Genomic DNA, 20,015 nt, shown 5'->3' with positions numbered 1-20,015 from the left:
CATTAGTCTGTGCGGTTTTTCTGTTTTTATCCCCACAAAAAGAACTGCACAAGACTTCCCAGCGTCTTACCCACAGCAATGGAAAGTACAATCAGGGCTGTGCCCTTCTTCAGCCCCAAACGGCGGGCCATAATGGCAAAGACATTTACTACCTCGCCCAGTGCAATAATCCAGCAACCCAGAAAGATTCCAAAACAAAGCCCCATAAACGCCAGGAAAATCTGCCCCAGAGGAGGAGAACAATCATAGATAAATACCAGATTTCCCAGAAAGCTTCCCAGCATCAGGCAGTTTTCGTACAAAAGTATATGTTTGGCGGTATGGGTAATTCCGGCAAGACGGGGAATGATGCCCAGTTCAATGATAAAGGCAGCAAGGGCGGTAGCCACAATGGCTCCGCCGCTTAACGCTGCCAGTGCTGCCAGAATCTCTCCCTGCCACATTATGCTTTTCCTCCTCTGTTTTTTACGGCTATGAGGGTGCGGTTTACATCATCTTCGTAAACACGCATCTGTACCTCCATAGGCGTAGGGTCCTGGGTCAGCTTATAGTGCCCGAAGTGATTGAAAAAAATCACAACTCCAAGCCCGATCCCCACACAATAGGCAAATTCCAGAATGGTATGCCCTGTGGAAAGCTCTCCTGTAAACTGCCGGTAAAGCTGAGAAAACAGCCCGGAGGTATCCACATCTGTATTAAAAGTCATAATGGAAAATGCGCCGCCAAAAAAGGTTACTGCACATACCATGGCTGTTTTTAACCAGCTTATCCACATCTTTCCCTGTTTTTTCCCCTCATAAGTCACAATAAAGTCGGCTTCTCCCACATGCGTCACATCTACATTTGGTTCTTCCTTTGCCACTGCATGAATCAAATCCGCTGCGGAAACCACATACCGCCCCGGCTTTTCATCTGGAATGGTAAATATCCTGCGGACTTTATTCCGGTTCAGCACTCTGGCATCCCCACAGGCAAGCTTTGCCACATCCTGCAGGTACACCTCCGGCTGGTATACCTCCACGTTTTTTTTCTGTCTGTATATACAAAATTTCACTCATCTGACAGCCTCCTTGCCTCTTGCTTTAGAAATTAGTATGGCTGTTTTTTTGTGAAATATTCCCCTGCTTTTTTATAGCTTTTCCCGCAGCCGCTTTAAAATTTTTTTCTCCATGCGGGAAACCTGTACCTGGGACATACCCAGTTCCCCGGCAATACTGCTCTGGGTTCTGTCTTGAAAAAACCGGAGATAAATCAGTTCTCTTTCCTTTTTGTCCAGCGTATTCAGCGCCTGCTCCAAAAACATGCGGTTTACCACCTTTTCCTGCTGATTCTCCTCCTGAGGCAGCCGCTCCCCTAAGGAAATCTCATTCCCATCGCTTTGATAAATAGTTTTCTGCAGGGATTCCACTTGCCCCTGGGAATCCATGGCAAGCACCAATTCCTCCCTGGACACTCCCAGTTCTTTTGCAAGTTCCTCTATCTGCGGCTCCCGCCCTTTCTCTAAAATCAACTGTTCCCGCAGGGCATATGCCTTTGCCGCCATTTCCTTTAAGGAACGGCTGACCTTTACCATGCCGTCGTCCCGCAGAAACCGCTTAATCTCCCCGGTTATCATGGGAACCGCATAGGTGGAGAATTTCACATCATAGGAAAGGTCAAATTTGTCTATGGCCTTTAAAAGCCCGATACACCCTATCTGGACCAAGTCTTCCATCTCCACTCCTCTGTTTTTAAACCTTGCGGCAATGCTGTGTACCAACCCCATATTTTTCTCTGTCAGTATATCTCTTGCTCTCTTATCTCCCTGGTGCGCGCGCCCGATAAGGGCAAGGATATTATCCATACAACCTCCTAATCAAAGACAGGCTTCTGTCTTCCTATGATTTTCTTCATGGTTACGGACGTTCCCGCACCTGGACTGGATTCTACAGATACTCTGTCCATAAAGGCCTCCATAAAGGCAAATCCCATTCCTGAGCGGTCCTGCTCCGGCTTTGTGGTAAACAGAGGCTCCATCGCCTTTTTCACATCTTCAATTCCCTTTCCCGTATCCCGGACAATGACAGTCAGCTCTCTTTCCTGACAAGAACACTCAATGCGAATCCACTCCGTTTCCTTTTCATAAGCATGGACAATGCAGTTGGTAATTGCCTCTGACACAGCAGTTTTAATATCTGCCACCTCCTCCAGGGTGGGATTTAGCTGTGTGCTGAAGGCAGCAACGGCAATTCTTGCCAGACCTTCATTGCAGGAACGGCTCTCTACCTCCAGCACCATTTTATTTGTATGCGTCATTTTTCTCCCCTCCTATCGCATTTTGCGGTTCCACACCGCTTCCTGACTGATTTCCATGTGTTTGTAAATTCCAGAAAGCTGCATAATACGCCAGATTCTGTCACTGACATGAATGGCGCTTACCGTGCCTCCGCAGCAGCTTAAAAGCCGCTTCCGTCCCATAAGCATACCGATGCCTGAGCTGTCCATAAAGGTAGTTGCTGAAAAATCAAACACCAACTGCCGCACCGTACCCTTTTCCAGCTCGCTGTCCAGCTCCTCGGTTATCTGCTCTGCAAAATGATGATCCAGCTCTCTGGGTACATAGACAATCAGCCTGTTTCCCCGCTTTACCATGGTTTCTTCCATTTTTTTCTTCCCCTTTCCGCACCTGCTCCCTTTGGTGCAATCCAAATTTTTTTTGCAGAAAAGGGGCTGCCGCCCAGACTGCATTCCGAAATTTCTCTGTTTTCAGATCTGCATCTGCTACGACAGCCCCTTTTCCTCAAGGCTTCTCTTTTGTTTTTTATTCTATTCGTCCTGTGTCACAGGCTCTCCCTCAGAAGCGCCCTGAACCTCCCCGGAGTTCTCTTCTCCGTCTTCGCCGTTATCTGCCTGTCCCTCATCTGCATCTGCTGCCTGACCGCCGTTTGCCTGCATATAATCAGCAGCATTCTGGGCATCCTCTGTGCCGGGATAATCATCTATGAATTTTCTGATACCACTTGTTTGCGTTTTGGGTATCTCCTTTTTTATCATAAGCCTGAGCCAGGTTAAACATGGTATTGCTATCTTGCGAGCCAATACCCAGGGCTTTTTCCAGATTGGAAATAGCGGTGTCATAATCCCCGGCTTCCATGGCGCTTCCTGCTGCAGCTTGGTAATTTGCCTTCACCGTGCCGCCAATTTCACTCATAATGGTGTCATACATGCCCTTCGCTTCTACAGAGAGCGCGTCCGGGGCAACTCCCTCCATGGCATTGGCCGCTGTGCCATAGCTGCCATCCCGGTAGGCCTGCCATGCTTTGATAAGATTTTCATAGCCGGCGGCTTTGGCATTGGCTGCATCAATCTGGCTCTTCGCTGTGCTGACAGAATCCGTGGACGCGTCCATATCCTTCTGCATACGATCCAGTTCTGCAGACAGAGTCGCCATTTTGTCACTGTATTCTACCACCTTTTTATTTGCTGCCTGATTGATTTTCTGGGTCTTTGCCGGAACTACCAGAAACCACAGGGCTGCCGCCCCTACCAAAAGGCCCAGCACCAGATTTACCAAGGTATTAGTAATAGATTTTTCCCGGTATTCCGGCGGTTGGATAATGGTGTCATTTCCAGAGCGGTAAATCACGCTTCCATCCTTTTTCTCTATCTCTTTTTCCTTTATCTTAAATCTGGAATCCAGACTGGTAGCCCGCCCTGTCTGCTCCTCGATTTCCCTTAAAAACCGCAGAGTGGTAGTATTGGTTTTATCAATCCGGGCTGCTGCCTTCAATCTCTTTCTGGCTTTTTCGTATTCCCCTTCCTGCATATAAAGAAGCGCCAGAAGGTGATAGCCCTTAATCAGCTTGGGATTATTGGAAAGCACCTTTTTTCAGCTGCATTTTTGCCATATCCGGATTGCCGTTTCTGCAATATTCCAGACACTGATTATACTTTTTAATACTGATATTAATCATGTCCAGACGGTTGGCATTCTTCTGCAGCCTGTCAATATAGCCTTCCGCAGGATTTCCCTGGGGCATCATATTTTTACTGATTACCCACTGGGACAACGCTGCCACCACTTCTCCTGTTTCAAAGTATACCAGCCCCAGAAGATTTCTTGCCTGGATATTCAGCTTATTCATTTTCAGACTTCTCTTTAAACAGGTAATCGCTCCTGACAAATCCCGAATCTGAGCCTTCTCAAGCCCCTGGTTATAATAGAGATTGGAAAGCGCGTTTACCTTTTTCAGGGCTTTTACATTGCACCCGCACTTTGGGCAATAGTCCGAAGCCGTCAGTTGTGCATGACATACAATACAATTCATAATCTTCTCCTATTTATCCGAAGTGCTTTGGTTCTCTTTTATCATTTCCTTCAAAATGTCTATGACATCGGTCAAATCCTGATGATAAATCGCCCCTTCCGCATCATCTACATCAAGACAGGGCTGGAATTTTTTCAGTTCTTCCTCATAATTAATCATGTACGTTCCTCCTTACATAATCCTTAATCTCCCCCGCCAGATACAGCGAACCTGCCACAAAAAGCAAGCCGTCCTTTTTCTTTTTATATGCCAGGTCAAAAGCCTTCCCTGCATCAGGCTCTGCAAACACTGTTTCACAGCCATTTAAACGAAACAGTTCTGCCAGCTCCCTGGATGACTGCTTTCTGCTTCCCCAGATTTCCGTGACAATGACATTTGCAAAATCAAGTCCCTCGCAGATTCTCTTTATCATATCTGGAAACTCCTTATCCGCAACGGTAGAAAACAGCAAAGTAATGGGATAGTCCTTCTGGAAATAGGATACGGTTTCCACAAATCTGGCAATCCCGTCCTCGTTGTGCGCCCCGTCTACAATCACGCCCGGCAAAATAGTTTCCATTCTGCCCTGCCATCTGGTACTGCAGATTCCTGCCTTTAACGCCTCTTTCTGAAGACCATGTACCATTCTCAGCACGCCCATGGTTTCCAGCGCCAAAGCTGCATTCATCATCTGATACCTGGCAATAAAAGGAACAAAAAGCTCCGTATCTCCGTAAATTCCGGAAGCAGATAAAAAGCGGATTCCCTCTGGCGTATAATCCAGCATGTTCTGCTGCTCTTCCTTTACTTCATACCAGGGACATCCCAGTTCTTCGGCTCTTGCCTTTATCACCGCTGCCGCCTCTTCTCGGTTGCCGTCAAAAATCACCGGCACGCCTTTTTTGATAATTCCCGCTTTCTCCCCTGCAATCTTTTCAATGGTATCCCCAAGATATTCCACATGGTCCAGACTGATTGAGGTAATGACACAGGCAAGGGGCTTTGTCACAGAGTTGGTTGCGTCCAGTCTTCCTCCCAGCCCGGTTTCCAGAATGATGTAATCCACATTTTCCTGTCTGAACACAATCATTCCCATAAGGAACAGAAATTCAAAATAGGTCGGGTGATAATCTCCTTCTTCCACCAGGCGGTCTGCCAGATTTTTCACTTCCAGAAAGGCCTCTGTAAATCTCTCGTCTGAAATCATAACTTCATTAATCTGAAACCGCTCATTGATTTTCACCAGATGAGGAGAGGTAAACAGTCCGCAGCGAAAGCCCCCCTGCTCCAGCATAGAGGAAAGAAACGCACAGACGCTTCCCTTTCCGTTGGTCCCGGCTACATGGATTATTTTTTTATCTTTATCAGGACTGCCCAGAAGATCCAGACATTTCCTGGTGTGTTCCAATTTATTTTTCGTTGTAAATTTCGGTATATTTTCAATATAAGCTACTGCTTCTTCGTATGTAAACAAGTTGATTTCCTCCCGTCTTTTGCCCGTAATGCAAAGTACCACTTCATTGTAATGGAGCTTTGTACTTCCTGTACGGTCACTTACCATTATAATGAAGTGGTGACAATATGCAAGCAAATTATGTCGGTTTGCCAAAAAGTTTTTCCCTTTATTCTTCCTTTTCTTTCTGACTTTCTTCCGTTACTTCTGTTTCGGGTTCTTCGGTAATAATCGGTTCTAATTTTGCTTTATTGCTGCCTGCCTCAGGCTCATGGTAGATATATTTTTCTGTCCTTGTAAGCACCCTGTGCGTGGAACTGTTGCTTCGGATCGCAACGTCTACCTTATCTTCCTCCGTTAGCTGGGTATCCAGCACAAGAAGGGTATTCTCATCTACAAAATTCGCTTCTATAAGCTCGCCGTTTACCTCTAAAAATGCGGACTGTGTGAAGTTTGCTCCCTTGATATAATACTGATTTTCTGAAATCTGCTGAATGCTTTCAAGCTGTGCATCTTCCACACCCAGATGCATTTTCACCCGTTCGAAAGGATTTTCCCTGTCATAAATATACTTTTCTCCATACAGAATATCATACTGCAGCATTTCCAGATCCACTTGGTAATTCTTGGTGTTTCTTCTTGCCTGGTGGAAACGGAATACATTTCCCTCATGGATTCCCACTCTGTCCAGAACCTCTGCTGCCATCTGATAAGCTGCCAGGTTTTTGTCCTTTTTTTCCAATCCCATGTTATCCCAGATCACATATTCTGTCTGGAAAAGATATTTATTTTTCATATCTGTAACCGTAAGGCCCATGGTAGGCAAATGGTCACCATACATCACCAGAACCACATCCTCATCAAGCTTTGAAAGAGTGTCTGTCAGTTCTTTTACAAACTGATCCATTTCGTAAATCTGGTTGCAGTAATATTCCCACTTGTAATTCTCAGCCTGAGTGCTTGCACCGCTGACTTTAATCTTAGGATTTTCCAGCACAGGTTCCTCCGGATAATCTCCATGTCCCTGTACGGAAATAGTATACACATAATCCGGCCCTTCTGTGGACTCCATGGCCTGGAGAATATATTTTGTCAGATTTTTATCTCTGATCCAGTCGTTTGGGTTCGTATCGTCCTGTTCTGCCATATATTCCTCGGAAGTAAAGCTGTCAAATCCCAGATTTGCAAACACATTTTTTCTTCCATAGAAATTGGCTTCATTATTATGAATCGCATGGGTACCGTAACCCAGATTCTTCAGCACATAAGGCGCGCTCTCACAGGTGGTTTCCTTTAACACGCTCTTATAGGGATATTCCCCCGGTCCGAAATAGCGCATGCTCATTCCTGTAATGGTTTCAAACTCTGTATTGGCAGTACCTGCGCCTACAGACGGTACCTTGAAATACCCGGAGGAATAGTCCTTCATCATCTTGCGGAAATTCGGAATCGGGTCTTCGGAAATATCCAGGTATTCCACCAGCTCCGGGTCAAAAAAGGATTCCAACTGTAAAAACAGAATATTCGGACGTTTTTCTCCTGTCTTTGGCAGCGTATCCTCACTCTTGTCAATTTTTTCAACACTCTCCTCTGAATAACCTCTGGGAAGCCCGATACCGGTATTAAATACCGTGGTAGCCAGACAGTAGGGATAGCCGTAATCCTCATAGGCAAAAGCAATATTGCCGAAATAATTGGACAGCACTCTTTTGTCAAGCGCCAGCTTTGTGGTTCCTGCAAATGCCAGAACTCCGGCTAAAATCAGCGGAACATTTAATTTGTAGCTCATTTTCCCCTGGTATTTCGGTCCCTTGAAAAACAGAATAATCAGTCCAATAACTGCCAGTATGGCGGCAATGACTACCACCACAAAGAAAAACGGGGACAGATACCTGTCTGCGATCTGAAATGCATCCGTAATCAGATGCAAGTCCGGACCGGTAAAGGGGGTGACGCGGTTGCTTAACAGCACACCGTTAATAATTCCCAGACCCAGCCAGAAAATCACACAGATGGTTCTCCAGAACACCCTCCGTCTGAACAGGTATACAATCAGGGTTGTGGTAAAAATTAAAAAGGCATTATAAAGGAACACCAAAGGGCGTTCCTTCATAAAATCCATGGCTTCCCACAGGGAATGTCTGGAAATTGCCTCTATAAAGAAGTACCCGATGCAGACGGCAAGCATCTGCAGGGGAACGGAAAACATATTAAGATACTTAATACTTAATACTTTTCTGGTTTCTTTCATAGCGTTCTTCTCCTTATTAAGGCTGAAGCTGTGCAAGTCTTAACTTCACCTGTTCCATCATATTTGTATAACGCTCTAATTTCTCGCGTTCCTCCGCTACCTTACTTTCCGGTGCTTTACTGATGAAACGTTCATTCTTCAGCATTCCGTTTACGCGCGCAAGTTCTTTTTCCAGTTTTTCCTCTTCTTTTTTCAGTCTTTCGATTTCCTTCTCAATATCTACAAGCTCTGCAAAAGGCATGTAAATGACTGCGTCAGAGGTCACTGCCGATACTGCGTCCTCTGCGATTCCCGTCTTGTCTGCCTGCACCAACACCTCGCTGGCATAACCAAGAGAGGCAAAGAAAACCTTCCCGTTTTCAAATACTTCTCTTACCCCTTCGTTTTCAGACACAACATAAACCTTTGCCTTTTTGCTTGGTGGTACGTTCATGCCTGTGCGAACATTACGGATACTTCTTACCGCCTCTTTCATCATTTCCACAGCTTCCTCATCTGCTGCGAAATTCCACGCTTCTTTAAATTCCGGCCAGGATGAAATCATAATGGATTCTTCCTCCGGGCATAAGGTACAGAAAATTTCCTCTGTAATAAACGGCATATATGGATGCAGAAGCTTCAGGGCATTGGCAAGCACGGTCTTCAAAGTCCAAAGAGCCGCTGCCTTTGTAGTATCCTCTTCGTTGTAAAGACGAGGCTTCACCATTTCAATATACCAGTCACAGAATTCCTCCCAGATAAAGTCATAGACTTTCTGTACTGCAATTCCCAGCTCATATTTATCCAGATTTTCTGTAACATCCTTTGCCAGTGTGTTGACCTTGGAGAGAATCCACTTGTCTGCACTGGTAAGGGAGGAAAGGTCAATCTCTGCCGGAACCTCTGCTTTTTCCAGGTTCATCATAATAAATCTGGACGCGTTCCATACCTTATTAGCAAAGTTTCTGCTTGCCTCTACTCTTTCCCAGTAGAAACGCATATCATTTCCGGGCGCATTTCCGGTCATCAGAGTCAGACGCAGGGCATCAGCGCCGTATTTGTCAATAACCTCAAGCGGGTCAATACCGTTTCCAAGGGATTTACTCATCTTGCGACCCTGGGAATCTCTTACCAGACCATGAATGAGTACATGGTGGAACGGTGTCTTTCCGGTCTGTTCAAGGCCTGAAAATACCATACGGATCACCCAGAAGAAAATAATATCATATCCGGTTACCAGCACGTCTGTGGGATAGAAATAATCCATTTCCTCTGTATTGTCCGGCCAGCCAAGAGTAGAGAACGGCCACAGGGCTGAGGAGAACCAGGTATCCAGGGTATCCTCGTCCTGATGCAGATGAGTGCAGCCACACTTCGGACATTTCTCCGGCATATCTGCTGCCACAACGGTTTCTCTGCACTCATCGCAGTAATAAGCCGGAATTCTGTGTCCCCACCAGAGCTGACGGGAAATACACCAATCTCTGATATTTTCCAGCCAGTGCATGTAAATCTTGTCAAAACGTTCAGGCACAAAGGTCAGGTTTCCTTCCTTCAGTGTTTCAATGGCAGCCTCGCCCATTTCCTTCATACGCACAAACCACTGTGGCTTAATCATTGGCTCTACTGTGGTTTTGCAGCGGTCATGAGTTCCTACACTGTGAGAATGGGGAACCACCTTTACCAGAAGTCCCAGTTCCTTTAAATCCTCTACCATAGCTTTTCTGGCTTCATAACGATCCATGCCTGCATATTTGCCGCCCAGCTCATTAATGGTAGCATCATCATTCATAATGGTAATTTCCGGAAGGTTGTGTCTTTTTCCTACTTCAAAGTCATTGGGGTCATGGGCTGGTGTGATTTTTACACAGCCTGTTCCAAATTCTTTGTCTACATATTCATCTGCCACAACCGGAATTTCTCTGTCCGTAAGAGGCAGCTTCAGCATTTTTCCTACCAGGTCTTTGTATCTTTCATCTTCCGGATTCACTGCTACCGCAGTATCTCCCAGAAGAGTTTCCGGACGTGTGGTCGCGATTTCCACAAATTTGCCTTCTTCTCCCACTACCGGATAATTAATATGCCAGAAAAATCCGTCCTGGTCTTCATGTTCTACCTCTGCGTCAGAAATAGAAGTCTGGCACACAGGACACCAGTTGATAATTCTGGAGCCCTTATAAATATAGCCTTTTTCATACAGCTTAATAAAGACTTCCTGCACAGCTTTTGAGCAGCCCTCGTCCATGGTGAAGCGCTCTCTGTCCCAATCTGCAGATGCACCCAGCTTTTTCAACTGGTTGATAATCTTTCCGCCGTACTCTTCCTTCCATTCCCAGGCATGCTTTAAGAATTCCTCTCTGCCGATTTCGTTCTTGTCAATGCCCTGTTCCTTCAGCTTCTCAATAACCTTTACCTCAGTGGCAATGGCTGCATGGTCTGTACCCGGCTGCCAAAGGGCTTCATAGCCCTGCATTCTCTTAAAACGAATGAGAATATCCTGCATGGTTTCGTCCAGGGCATGTCCCATATGAAGCTGTCCGGTAACGTTTGGCGGGGGCATAACAATGGTGAATGGTTTTTTATCTCTGTTTACTTCGGCATGGAAATACTTGTTGTCCAGCCATTTCTGGTAAATACGGTCTTCCAATCCTTTCGGATCATAAGTTTTTGCAAGCTCTTTGCTCATAGTTCCTCCTCTTTCTGGTTATAGGGCACATTTTCCTATGAAATAAAAAAGCCCCCATAACCATCTTCTGAAAAATAGTTACAAAGGGCGACTTCGTATCGCGGTACCACCTTAATTTATCACTTTGAAGTCCTTTAACGCAGACGACGCGTGGAAACCTACCAAACCCTTTTCTCTGTATTTCTGACAGTCTGATCCTTCAGCCTCCCGGTTCAAAAGCTACCTTCCATCTCTTCCTGCCCGGACAATCTTCCAGCCTGTGAATCGTCCTCTCTGCCAGCTTCCAAAATGTACTCCTCTTTCTCATTACCTTTTTCTGAGGAATATCATAAGCACAAAGCACTGCTTTGTCAAGACAGGAAATTCTAAAATCTTTCTAATCTCCCTGTATTTGGGTGTTCAATCCCTACCCCTTATGCTACAATGTTTCCAGGAGGTGCTTACCATGAACAAAACAAAAACAATCCTGAAAACAGCCGGATTTGTCCTTCTTTTTGCAGTGGTTCTTCTGCTGTTGGGCGTCCTCTGGCTGACTATTCGGGAATATCGTCCCAGGCCGATAGAAAGCCTGCCCCCGCCTTCCGGCGCACGGATTCTTTCCAATAAAGCTACCTTTCGTGTTATGACCTTTAACACCGGATATGCGGGACTCGATAAAAGTGAGGATTTCTTTATGGACGGCGGAACCAGAGTACAGCCGGACAGCCAAAAGCAGGTACAGGACAACTTAAAGGGGATTGAAAAAATCCTGTCTGACAATCCTGCTGACGTATATTTCCTCCAGGAGGTGGACACGGATTCCAAACGTTCCTATCATTTGAATGAAGCAGAATACTATGAAAACGCTCTCAACATGGACAGTGTCTTTGCCTGCAATTTCAAATGTGATTTTGTGCCATATCCCCTTCCCCCTATCGGAAAGGTGAACAGCGGACTTCTTACCCTGACAGACCTGCATGCAGACTCTGCCTCCAGAATTTCCCTTCCGGAATCCTTTACCTGGCCGATAAAAACCTGCAATCTGAAGCGGTGTATGCTGGAAACCCGCATTCCTCTAAAGGATACAGATGCAGAGCTGGTGCTGATTAATTTTCATCTGGAGGCCTATGACAGCGGAGAGGGAAAAGAGGCACAGAGCAAAATGCTGGCAAAGAAGCTGGCAGAGGAATACGCAGCAGGCAATTATGTCATTGCAGGAGGGGATTTTAACCAGACCTTTGAGGGTATGGATAGCTATCCGATTCACGATACTGAAAACTGGGTTCCTGGCACGATTGAGCACAAGGACTTGCCAAAGCATTTTTCTTTTGCCGTGGATGACAGCTATCCCACCTGCCGTCTGTTAAATGCACCTTATACAGGCTCCTATGAAACTTCTCAGGTGTATGTTCTGGACGGATTTATTGTATCGGACAATCTGAAAGTTTCCGATATTTCTGTTGTCAATACAGATTTTGCCTATACCGACCATCAGCCGGTTCTTTTAGAAGTGCAGTTCCAATAAGGTCTGCACTTCTGACCGTATAAAAAAGAATCTCTCAAAGCGTTTTTGCTTTATAGAAAATGAAATTTCCTATAAAGCAGAAAAGGCTGCCCCGGAAAGTGTATATGGAAAGTCTTTTTTCCTGTACCTTCTGAGGCAGCCTCTCTTATATTTATTTAATTTATTTATATTTTATTTCTTTCATGTACTTCCATTTTCTCTGCTTTTGATGGACACCCCCTGATTCCGGTCACGAAGCTTTCCTGTACTCTGCGGAGGGTACGCGGTTTGGTCTGTTGCGGGAAGACAAAACCGGAAAACAGTTTAACAGGAAACATGGAATCAGGGAATATACCACCTGCCATTTAATCAACGCATAATTCTATAAGTTCAGGTTCACCTTTCGGCAATTCCATAAAAAAATCCACCTTCCTCGTGAAAGCGGACTCGTCTGCTGTCTGTGACAGTGTGAGGGATTTCAAACTTTGCACGGAAGTTATCACCTTACTTCTACTAAGCAGGTTTCCTGACTCATGGATCATAGCTCTGCTGCTCCTTCTCGTACTGCTTCGTACAATGGACTTCTGCAGCTTCGCTCCCCAAATACAGTGACCGGATCGCTCAGGATTCTCACCTGATTCCCTTTTCACCGATGTTGTGCGGTCAACACGGTGCACTTAATAGGTTTATGGAATTATACATGAATTATAATACCATTGCTTCCGGGCTTCGTCAAGCATTTTCACTATTTTTCCTTTGCTTTTTCCTGCTCTCTTCGGCGTTTTGTCATAAGCCCGCCAATGCGCCCTGTTTCCTTGGCAGAAAGGCTTTTCCAGCCGCTTTCTCTTACCCGCTCTAAAAGCCCCAGCTCTTCTGCAATTTCATACTTCATTTTTTCTTCTTCTGGTATGCAGTTCAAATCTATTTTTTCTTCTTTTTTCTTTGCCATAAAAAAGCCACACTCCTTTCTTATCTGGAGTATGGCCCTTTTCTTCTTCTTTATACAGATTTTCCCATTTTATTTTGGAATCACAATAGCTGCAATAATATAGGCCACGATTCCGGTGCCGCAACTCATGCAGGTGAGTACAATCCACGCCAGTCTTATAAGTGTGGGGTCAATATTAAAATACTCGGCAATTCCTCCGCATACTCCTGCCAGCATATAATTTACAGAGGAACGATACAATCTTTTATCAGACATAGCTTTCTTCCTTTCCTATTTTTCTTTGCTCTCAAATTCTATTTCCATATTCCCCATATCATTGGAAAGGTCTATGTTTTTCTCGCTTTGAGAATTTCCAAAAACACCTTCCTGATACCCGGGATACTCTTTGCCGCCAAAAGACAGATTTCCGCTGTCGCTTTCTGCATAAACAGCATAATCCGTCAGCTTCCCGGTAAATTTCACACGCAGGGTTCCGGCGGAACACTCTGCTGTACAGTTTTTCGTTTCCAGAAGCTCGACCTCCACGCTTCCTGCATCGGTTTCCATATAGGTATTTTCTGCCAACAGCTTTCCTGAGGTCTGTATCACGGCTGTATCAGAAATCACCTCCAGCTTTCTAAACTTCTTGCCAGACGGGATTTCAATAATCGGAGCCTTCCCCGGAGCATGATAACCCTCCGCTTCAATATACAACTCTTTATCCTCTGCATAATAATCTATGCTGTCCTCTTCCCCTGCGCTAAGCACCCGGATTTCATTGCCCTTTGCCGGACGAATCTGAACCATTCCGGTATCCACATCCAGAGAAAGCATCTCTACTTCCTCCTGGGGGTATTCTATAATGCCAGGCATTTCCTGGTCCTCAATGTCCTCAATCTCGCTCAGAGGCTCTCCCCAGTGTGTCCATTCATCGTCCCATTCCTTTAACCGGCCTCCCCATCTATCGTGCCTGTGCTCCTGATTCCGAAATCTGTGGGAAAGTATGCGGAAAAGCCTTGTGTCCGCCAGATGATTTCCGTCGCAGACCATGTCAATGGTTCCTCCTGCTGCAAGTCCTGCGCCAAAAAGGACTCCCCCTCCAAGCCCCAGTATCAGTATGATAAGCAACATAATCTTCGTAAATTTTTTCATGCCCGGTCACCTCCTGTCCGTCCTTTGAACAAAATTCTCTGAATAAAATTAACAATGCCCCGGAAGCAGGGAGGAAATACCTTTAAAATAAGCAGGAAAAAGAGCCATACCAAAAGCAGCCCCACTGCTGTCATTATCATAGAGCCTCCGATGGTAACAACGGCTGTTGCAGGCGTTGCCATCTGATAAAACAGAGCGTTTAAGAAAAGCACGACGCCTCCCACAACCAGTCCCACACCGCTTAAAACCAAAGCTACCAAAACACCCAGACAGGCGCCTGCAAGACCTAAAAGCACACCCAAAAGCCCCAGTCCCAGTCCTGCCCAGACAGGCGAGGTCAGAATCAGCAGCACCAGGATAAGCGCCCAAGAAAGGCCGCCTCTTGGCTGCTTACTACGGCCAACTCCTGCATGGTTTTCATACGGTCCATGATAAGCGGCATTCTCTTCTTTTTCACTTCCATGATAGCGGTTTTTCTCCCAGTTATTTTCCGCGGTACGGCTCTGGGGCATATCCCGCTCTTCAAAGCGCGCATCTGTATAGCCGTTTTCCGTGTATGTGCCGTATTCCTTTTTCTCCGCTTCCGTCCTGACCGCCTTCCAGGTCTGTCTTAATAATAGCAGCCACCTTTCCCGGACTTCCCAGTTCCTGTATCACAGAGGACTCATTTTCCACTCCTGCGTCCTCAAAATAATTTTCGTAATATTCCAGAGCGTCCTTTCTGTCTGCTTCCGGTATATCCCATAAAAGCCGCGCAAGCTGCGCCAAAAATTCCTTTCTGTTCATGTCTGAATCCCTCCCTCGAACAAGGTGCTGATTTTGGTTGAGTAACTTTTCCACTCTGTGCGGTACAGATTTAACTGCACTGTTCCCTTCTCCGTTATCTTATAATATCGCCTGTTTCGGCCTCCGTACTCTCTGTCATAGGTTTCCAGGCATTGATCCTTTAAAAGCCGCCGCAAAACAGGATAAAGCGTGGATTCTGAAACTTCCAGCACCTGCCGCACGTCCTGGGTAATTTTATATCCATAGGTACCCTCGTTTTCATTGGACACAACGGCCAGCACAATGGCGTCTAAAAGCGCTGCACCTGTATTAAAAACCATATGTCCACCTCATTTCTTTTTTCTCTAATATTGTTTCTTACGCAATACTATTTTATATTCAATACTATACGACGTATAATATAGTATTGTCAATAATATTTCCCGGAAGAAAAACGAAAGAAATTCTAAAGATTTTCAGATTCTCCTTTTCTTTTCATCTGTAACCCTTTATACTCATAGGCAGACACCATTCGCAAAATTCAATTTTTTTCGACACGGGAGGAATACATGAAAAAACAATTCGGAAAAATATTCGCAGTTCTGGCTGTAGCAGCGATTCTGGTTCTGGGAATTGTGGCAGGCCGCTACTGGGAAGCCGGGAAAAAGCCGGAACTTAACAGCACAACCGTCACTGCACAGATCTCTGAACTTTCCCAGCTTTCCACTGCAGAGCTGGGCTTACCGGGGACTGGTCAGATACAGTCAGGGAGAAATCACCTTTCTGACAAAGAAAGAATTTACCATGATTTATGACGCCTCTGTAAAGGCAGGCGTAGATTTGAAGCAGGTACAGATTGACATAAAAGGAAACAACATCTCTGTTACCCTTCCCAAGGCAGAAATTCAGGATATCACCATTGACCCTGGCAGCCTGGAATTTTATGATGAGAAATTTGCTCTCTTTAATTTTCAGGATCGGGAGGACACGGTAGAGGCTTTGCAGTATGCAAAGGAAGATATCACAGAACATGTGGAAAACACAGATTTACTGAAAACCGCCGAAGAACGGGCAAAGACAGTAATTACCGGGCTGATAAACTCCATGTGGAAGGAAGAAAAAGAACAGCCGGAAATCAGTTTTAAAACATCTGGGGTTTCCAAAACAGAAGAAGCTCCTGCAGAACACTAAAACAGCTTTGCAGGTGTTTTTAAGGCGCTGTCAAACGAACTTACAGCAGAAGGCTTTTTGCCCTGTGGCTGCTGTTTCGTATGACAGCGCTTTTTCTCCTGCTTTTTTTACACAGGTATTGCTTCTTTTAAATCCACAGAATAAATATACTTTTCTTTTACCTTTTTCCCAGTAAGCCGCTCCAGAGCCTCTGCATAGTATTCCAACTGTACCTGATATTTTTCTGCCAGGGAACGGGAATTTTTTCCATGCACCTTATCCGTCTTATAATCCACCAGAACCAAATCCCCTTTTTCCTCAAAATAAGCGTCAATGATTCCCTGAATCAGCACCTGCTCACCGGAATCATACTCTGCCTTTATCCTGTTGGCAGATACCTCCATGACAAAGGGCTGTTCCCGATAGAGAAGTTCCCCTTCGCAGGCCTTTTTCATACGCTGCCCCAGGGGGCTTTTGACAAAAGTTTCAATATCCTTATCCCACACTGCCTTTCGCATGGCTTCTGTCAGTTTTCCCTGCTGCACCAGTTCTTCTATCTGAGCTTTTATCTCCTTCAGACTGTCTGTCCGCAGATAATCCAGATTTTCCAGAATCGTGTGGTAAATGGTTCCTCTGGCTGCTCCCCTGGGAGATTCCTCTTCTTCTCGCATAAAGACAGGCACATAGTCTTCTGCAGGCTTTTGCTCATAGAAGGGCTGACTTTCCTCCTCCACAGGCTCCTGCATACGCTTTACCTCTGAAACTGTCAGTTTGGAAGGAACCAGCGCCTGGGCTTCATAAGGATACACATAGGAAAAGCTCTCCTCTATTTCTTTCTGTAAGTCCTGGTCATATACCCGGGTGCAGTCCCAGGACAGCAGACGCTCCTTCTCCTTTGCCTCTTCTATACGAAGCTGGGTTTCCTCAAGTACCAGTTCCAGAGGATAGACCTTCCGCACCAGAAAATCCCCCTCTCCCTCATACAGCGGATTTAAAGGATACACCGGAAGCTCATATTCTGCATACAGCGGCTTCATGCATCTGTGCCGGGCAAGAGCCTGCAAAATCCAATCCATATAAGTTCTGCCCTTTGTCCGCATACCATAGGAAAGCCGCGCCTCTTCCCGGCGTTTCACCATTTCAAATCCAGTAAGCTGTTCCTTCAGCCTGGAAACCGTTCCTGTCAGAATCAGCTTCTCTTTAGCTCTTGTCAAAGCCACATACAGGATTCGCAGCTCCTCTCCAAGGCTTTCTGATGCAATTTCCTGCTGCACTGCCTTTTGCAGAATGGTTTTCGTCCGAATCCGGAAGGTTTTGTCCATACAGGGGGCGCCAATCCCCAAATCCGGGTGCAGCACAAGGCTTTCCCTGGCGTCCTGCATATTCATGCTTTTTCCCATACCTGCCACAAAGACAATGGGAAATTCCAGTCCCTTGCTGCCATGGATACTCATAATCCGCACAGTGTCCTCTTTGTCAGAAAGCACATTTGCCTCTCCAAAATCCACCTGATATTTCTTCAGATTTTCAATGTATCGGATAAAATTAAACAGCCCCCGATAACTGGTGCTTTCGTAATCTCTTGCTTTTTCTGCCAGCATCAGAAGGTTTGCCTTTTTCTGCTCCCCTGACACAAAAGCCTGCTGATAAAGAAGAAATCCTGTTTCGTCAAAAAAGTCCCAAATCAGCTCATGCATAGGTGTATAAGGAACCTTGCTCCGCAGTCTGCGATAGGTTTCCAGAAAACGGTGTGCCTTTTCTCCAATAGAATCCTCCTGCTGTTCACTAAGAAGCAGTGCTTCATAAAGGGAGGGCTTTTCTGCTTCCTTTCCCAGTATCTTGATTCTTGCCAGTTCCTCAAAGCTGAAAGATTCCGGCATGGTTCTTAAAGCTCCGGCCAGAGGAATATCCTGCAAAGGATTGTCCAAAATTTGCAGATAGTCCAGCACACTGACAACCTCCGGCGCAGAAAAGTATCCGGTCTTTGTGGTAACGCTGGCAGGAATTCCGCAAGAATTTAAAATCCGCTTAAAGGTTTCTGCCCAACCGGACATGGTGCGAAGCAAGATGGTAAAATCAGAATAGCACACCGGACGGTATTCTTCTGTCTTCTTGTCCAGTACGGTTTCACCCTCCATCAGTTCCCGAATCCGCATAGCAATCATGCGGGCCTCGGTTTCTCGGATACTTTCCGGGTTTTCACTGTCCTTCCAGACTGGGTCGTCCTCCTCCAAAAGCAGAACCTCGGTAGCAGGTGGCAAAGCCGCAGCCTCCTGTCCATCCTGTGATGCCACAAGATTTCCAGCCTCTGTCTTAGGCGGAAACACCCGCCCTGCATAAAGAGCTGCGCCCCGGTCGTATTCCACACCTCCCAGATCTTCCCCCATAATCTGATAAAAGAGATAATTCACACTGTCCAGTACTTCCTTCCTGCTTCGGAAGTTTTTATGCAAATCAATACGCAGCTGCTTCCCCCCTTCTTCCCGGGGGTAGGTACGAAATTTCTCCATAAACAAATCCGGCCTTGCCAGACGGAAACGATAAATACTCTGCTTTACATCTCCCACCATGAAGATATTGTAAACGCCCTCCTCCACTCTGGATACAGAGGTCAGAAGCTTTTCCTGTACCAGGTTGCTGTCCTGGTATTCGTCTATCATAATCTCTGCAAACTGCCGTGACAATTCCTTTGCCGCTTCAGTGCGAACATCGCCCTCTTCGGTATGATTTACCAGAATCTCCAAGGCATAATGCTCCAAATCCGCAAAGTCCAGAATATTTTTTTCCTTTTTCTTCTCTCTGTAGCGCTCCATAAAGCGCAGCGTCAAATCCACCAGAACGCCTACCGGCTCTCCCGCCTGTCTTAAATGTTCGGTCATCTCCTCCAGACTTTCGGAAAAATACCGCCCTCTGATTTCGTTCAGCAAATCCTTTGCCTGATTTCGCAGATTTTTGGTCAGTTCCTGCACACGCTCTGAAACCTGTTCCTTTTCCGCCTTTTTCCCTGCCGGAAGGCGCTTAAACTCCAGGGCGTCAAACAAGGTCTTATACTCTGCCAGGGTTTCTGCTTTTTCTATTTTCTCTGCTGCTGTCTTCTCCTCCTGTAAAAGCCCCAGGTAAAAGCCGGGGCCCTCCGGTTCTCCTGCAAGAGAAATCGCTTCCGCTAAAAGCCGAACCGCCTCCTGAGTCTGCCTGCGGATTTCCTCCTTCACAGCAGAAAGCCAGAAGGCCTTTTCCAGCTCCTCCACGGTCTCTATGCAATACGCCTCTCTGCAGCTCTGCAGCCACTCCTCGGGATAGGGATAGCTCATGGAAAATCCATAGAGTTTCCGTATGAGCTCCGGTATTTTCTCGTCCGTCTTTCCACTGGAAAAATTGTCGGCAAAAGCACAGAATTTTTCGTTATTTTCCGCGCTGTAGGCCTCTTCCATCACCTTATCTGCCACATCTGCCTGCAAAAGCCGCATTTCTCCCTCATCACCCATGCGGAAGGAAGGGTCTAAATCAATGAGATGAAAATAATTTTTCACCACATAAGAGCAAAAGCTGTCAATAGTGGTAATCTGTGCGTGATGTACCAGAGTACTCTGCCTTTGCAGATGCTCATTATCCCCGTCCTCCTCCAGCCTTTTCTCAATAGCTGCCCGGATACGTTCCTTCATTTCCCCGGCTGCCGCTCTGGTGAAAGTCACAATTAACAGACGGTCAATGTCTATGGGCTGGTGCTTATCCGTAATTCTCTCTATAATACGCTCCACCAACACTGCCGTCTTTCCGCTTCCCGCCGCTGCGCTGACCAGAATGTTGCAGCCTCTGGTATCAATGACCTTTTGCTGCTCCTCTGTCCATGAAACACCCATGG

At 46.1% G+C, this 20,015-nt stretch carries 22 protein-coding genes, 1 riboswitch and 1 other annotated feature; of the genes, 3 read left to right on the top strand and 19 right to left on the bottom strand.

Annotated elements, in window-relative coordinates; all coding sequences use genetic code 11:
* Positions 1–26 precede the first annotated feature (26 nt).
* The 12 genes from DQQ01_RS02360 to DQQ01_RS02320 all read right to left on the bottom strand — a co-directional run bounded on the left by DQQ01_RS02360 (position 27) and on the right by DQQ01_RS02320 (position 10,655).
* A complete protein-coding gene (locus tag DQQ01_RS02360) occupies positions 27–443 on the bottom strand; it encodes a stage V sporulation protein AB (protein WP_111918101.1) in 417 nt (138 codons plus the stop codon).
* A complete protein-coding gene (locus DQQ01_RS02355) occupies positions 443–1,054 on the bottom strand; it encodes a stage V sporulation protein AA (RefSeq protein ID WP_242980498.1) in 612 nt (203 codons plus the stop codon). The genes DQQ01_RS02360 and DQQ01_RS02355 overlap by 1 nt, the downstream gene beginning before the upstream one ends.
* Positions 1,055–1,129: 75 nt before the next feature.
* A complete protein-coding gene (locus DQQ01_RS02350) occupies positions 1,130–1,843 on the bottom strand; it encodes a SigF/SigG family RNA polymerase sporulation sigma factor (RefSeq protein WP_111918099.1) in 714 nt (237 codons plus the stop codon).
* Positions 1,844–1,851: 8 nt separating this feature from the next.
* Positions 1,852–2,295: an anti-sigma F factor gene (gene spoIIAB, locus DQQ01_RS02345; RefSeq protein WP_111918097.1), complete on the bottom strand. Its 444-nt coding sequence runs from the start codon at positions 2,293–2,295 to the stop codon at positions 1,852–1,854.
* Positions 2,296–2,307: 12 nt separating this feature from the next.
* Positions 2,308–2,643 (bottom strand): STAS domain-containing protein, encoded by a 336-nt coding sequence (locus tag DQQ01_RS02340; protein WP_111918095.1) that lies wholly within the window; start codon positions 2,641–2,643, stop codon positions 2,308–2,310.
* 162 nt (positions 2,644–2,805) lie between these two features.
* On the bottom strand, positions 2,806–2,934 hold the full coding sequence (locus tag DQQ01_RS16840) for a hypothetical protein (protein WP_278278167.1): 129 nt from the start codon (positions 2,932–2,934) through the stop codon (positions 2,806–2,808).
* Positions 2,935–2,974: 40 nt separating this feature from the next.
* Positions 2,975–3,862: a tetratricopeptide repeat protein gene (locus DQQ01_RS16280; RefSeq protein ID WP_242980497.1), complete on the bottom strand. Its 888-nt coding sequence runs from the start codon at positions 3,860–3,862 to the stop codon at positions 2,975–2,977.
* On the bottom strand, positions 3,849–4,307 hold the full coding sequence (locus DQQ01_RS16275; protein WP_242980496.1) for a tetratricopeptide repeat protein: 459 nt from the start codon (positions 4,305–4,307) through the stop codon (positions 3,849–3,851). Before DQQ01_RS16275 ends, DQQ01_RS16280 begins: the two co-directional genes overlap by 14 nt.
* Before the next feature lie 9 nt (positions 4,308–4,316).
* Positions 4,317–4,466, bottom strand: coding sequence for a hypothetical protein (locus tag DQQ01_RS16005; protein ID WP_199797977.1), 150 nt, complete (start codon positions 4,464–4,466; stop codon positions 4,317–4,319).
* Positions 4,459–5,760, bottom strand: coding sequence for a bifunctional folylpolyglutamate synthase/dihydrofolate synthase (locus tag DQQ01_RS02330; RefSeq protein WP_111918093.1), 1,302 nt, complete (start codon positions 5,758–5,760; stop codon positions 4,459–4,461). Before DQQ01_RS02330 ends, DQQ01_RS16005 begins: the two co-directional genes overlap by 8 nt.
* 148 nt (positions 5,761–5,908) lie before the next feature.
* Positions 5,909–7,990 carry an LTA synthase family protein gene (locus DQQ01_RS02325; protein ID WP_111918091.1) on the bottom strand — a complete coding sequence of 694 codons (2,082 nt, stop codon included), beginning with the start codon at positions 7,988–7,990 and terminating at the stop codon, positions 5,909–5,911.
* A gap of 16 nt (positions 7,991–8,006) precedes the next feature.
* On the bottom strand, positions 8,007–10,655 hold the full coding sequence (locus DQQ01_RS02320) for a valine--tRNA ligase (RefSeq protein WP_111918089.1): 2,649 nt from the start codon (positions 10,653–10,655) through the stop codon (positions 8,007–8,009).
* 80 nt (positions 10,656–10,735) lie between these two features.
* Positions 10,736–10,971: a binding site (T-box leader), on the bottom strand.
* Between the two features lie 129 nt (positions 10,972–11,100).
* Between DQQ01_RS02320 and DQQ01_RS02315 the strand changes: the two genes are divergently transcribed.
* The gene (locus DQQ01_RS02315; RefSeq protein WP_111918087.1) at positions 11,101–12,159 is read left to right on the top strand and encodes an endonuclease/exonuclease/phosphatase family protein; all 1,059 of its coding nucleotides are present in this window, start codon (positions 11,101–11,103) and stop codon (positions 12,157–12,159) included.
* Between the two features lie 478 nt (positions 12,160–12,637).
* A riboswitch (cobalamin riboswitch) is annotated at positions 12,638–12,834 on the bottom strand.
* A 49-nt stretch (positions 12,835–12,883) separates the two neighbouring features.
* Here the strand turns inward: DQQ01_RS02315 and DQQ01_RS02310 are convergent.
* From DQQ01_RS02310 to DQQ01_RS02290, 6 genes are all read right to left on the bottom strand, one after another.
* A complete protein-coding gene (locus DQQ01_RS02310; protein WP_111918085.1) occupies positions 12,884–13,087 on the bottom strand; it encodes an alpha/beta-type small acid-soluble spore protein in 204 nt (67 codons plus the stop codon).
* Between the two features lie 69 nt (positions 13,088–13,156).
* Complete coding sequence (locus DQQ01_RS02305) at positions 13,157–13,342, bottom strand: PspC domain-containing protein (protein ID WP_111918083.1); 186 nt, start codon at positions 13,340–13,342, stop codon at positions 13,157–13,159.
* A 15-nt stretch (positions 13,343–13,357) separates the two neighbouring features.
* Positions 13,358–14,218 carry a hypothetical protein gene (locus DQQ01_RS02300; RefSeq protein ID WP_111918081.1) on the bottom strand — a complete coding sequence of 287 codons (861 nt, stop codon included), beginning with the start codon at positions 14,216–14,218 and terminating at the stop codon, positions 13,358–13,360.
* Entirely contained in the window at positions 14,215–14,730 is a 516-nt protein-coding gene (locus DQQ01_RS02295) for a hypothetical protein (RefSeq protein WP_242980495.1), read from the bottom strand. The genes DQQ01_RS02300 and DQQ01_RS02295 overlap by 4 nt, the downstream gene beginning before the upstream one ends.
* A 10-nt stretch (positions 14,731–14,740) precedes the next feature.
* Complete coding sequence (locus DQQ01_RS16270) at positions 14,741–15,004, bottom strand: DUF1700 domain-containing protein (RefSeq protein ID WP_242980494.1); 264 nt, start codon at positions 15,002–15,004, stop codon at positions 14,741–14,743.
* Positions 15,001–15,324, bottom strand: a complete 324-nt coding sequence (locus DQQ01_RS02290) for a PadR family transcriptional regulator (protein WP_111918079.1) — start codon at positions 15,322–15,324, stop codon at positions 15,001–15,003. Before DQQ01_RS02290 ends, DQQ01_RS16270 begins: the two co-directional genes overlap by 4 nt.
* A gap of 228 nt (positions 15,325–15,552) precedes the next feature.
* Here DQQ01_RS02290 and DQQ01_RS16265 point away from each other — a divergent pair, with 228 nt between their 5' ends.
* Positions 15,553–15,798, top strand: coding sequence for a hypothetical protein (locus tag DQQ01_RS16265; RefSeq protein ID WP_242980742.1), 246 nt, complete (start codon positions 15,553–15,555; stop codon positions 15,796–15,798).
* Positions 15,788–16,174: a DUF4230 domain-containing protein gene (locus tag DQQ01_RS02285; protein WP_408607850.1), complete on the top strand. Its 387-nt coding sequence runs from the start codon at positions 15,788–15,790 to the stop codon at positions 16,172–16,174. Before DQQ01_RS16265 ends, DQQ01_RS02285 begins: the two co-directional genes overlap by 11 nt.
* 107 nt (positions 16,175–16,281) lie before the next feature.
* Here the strand turns inward: DQQ01_RS02285 and addA are convergent, their stop codons facing one another.
* On the bottom strand, positions 16,282–20,013 hold the full coding sequence (gene addA / locus DQQ01_RS02280) for a helicase-exonuclease AddAB subunit AddA (RefSeq protein WP_111918075.1): 3,732 nt from the start codon (positions 20,011–20,013) through the stop codon (positions 16,282–16,284).
* Positions 20,014–20,015 lie beyond the last annotated feature (2 nt).

The organism is Blautia argi (assembly GCF_003287895.1).
GTDB classification, from domain to species: Bacteria; Bacillota; Clostridia; order Lachnospirales; family Lachnospiraceae; genus Blautia; species Blautia argi.
Note: the sequence above shows the minus strand (reverse complement) of the source record. Positions and strands in the feature narration are given on the sequence as shown.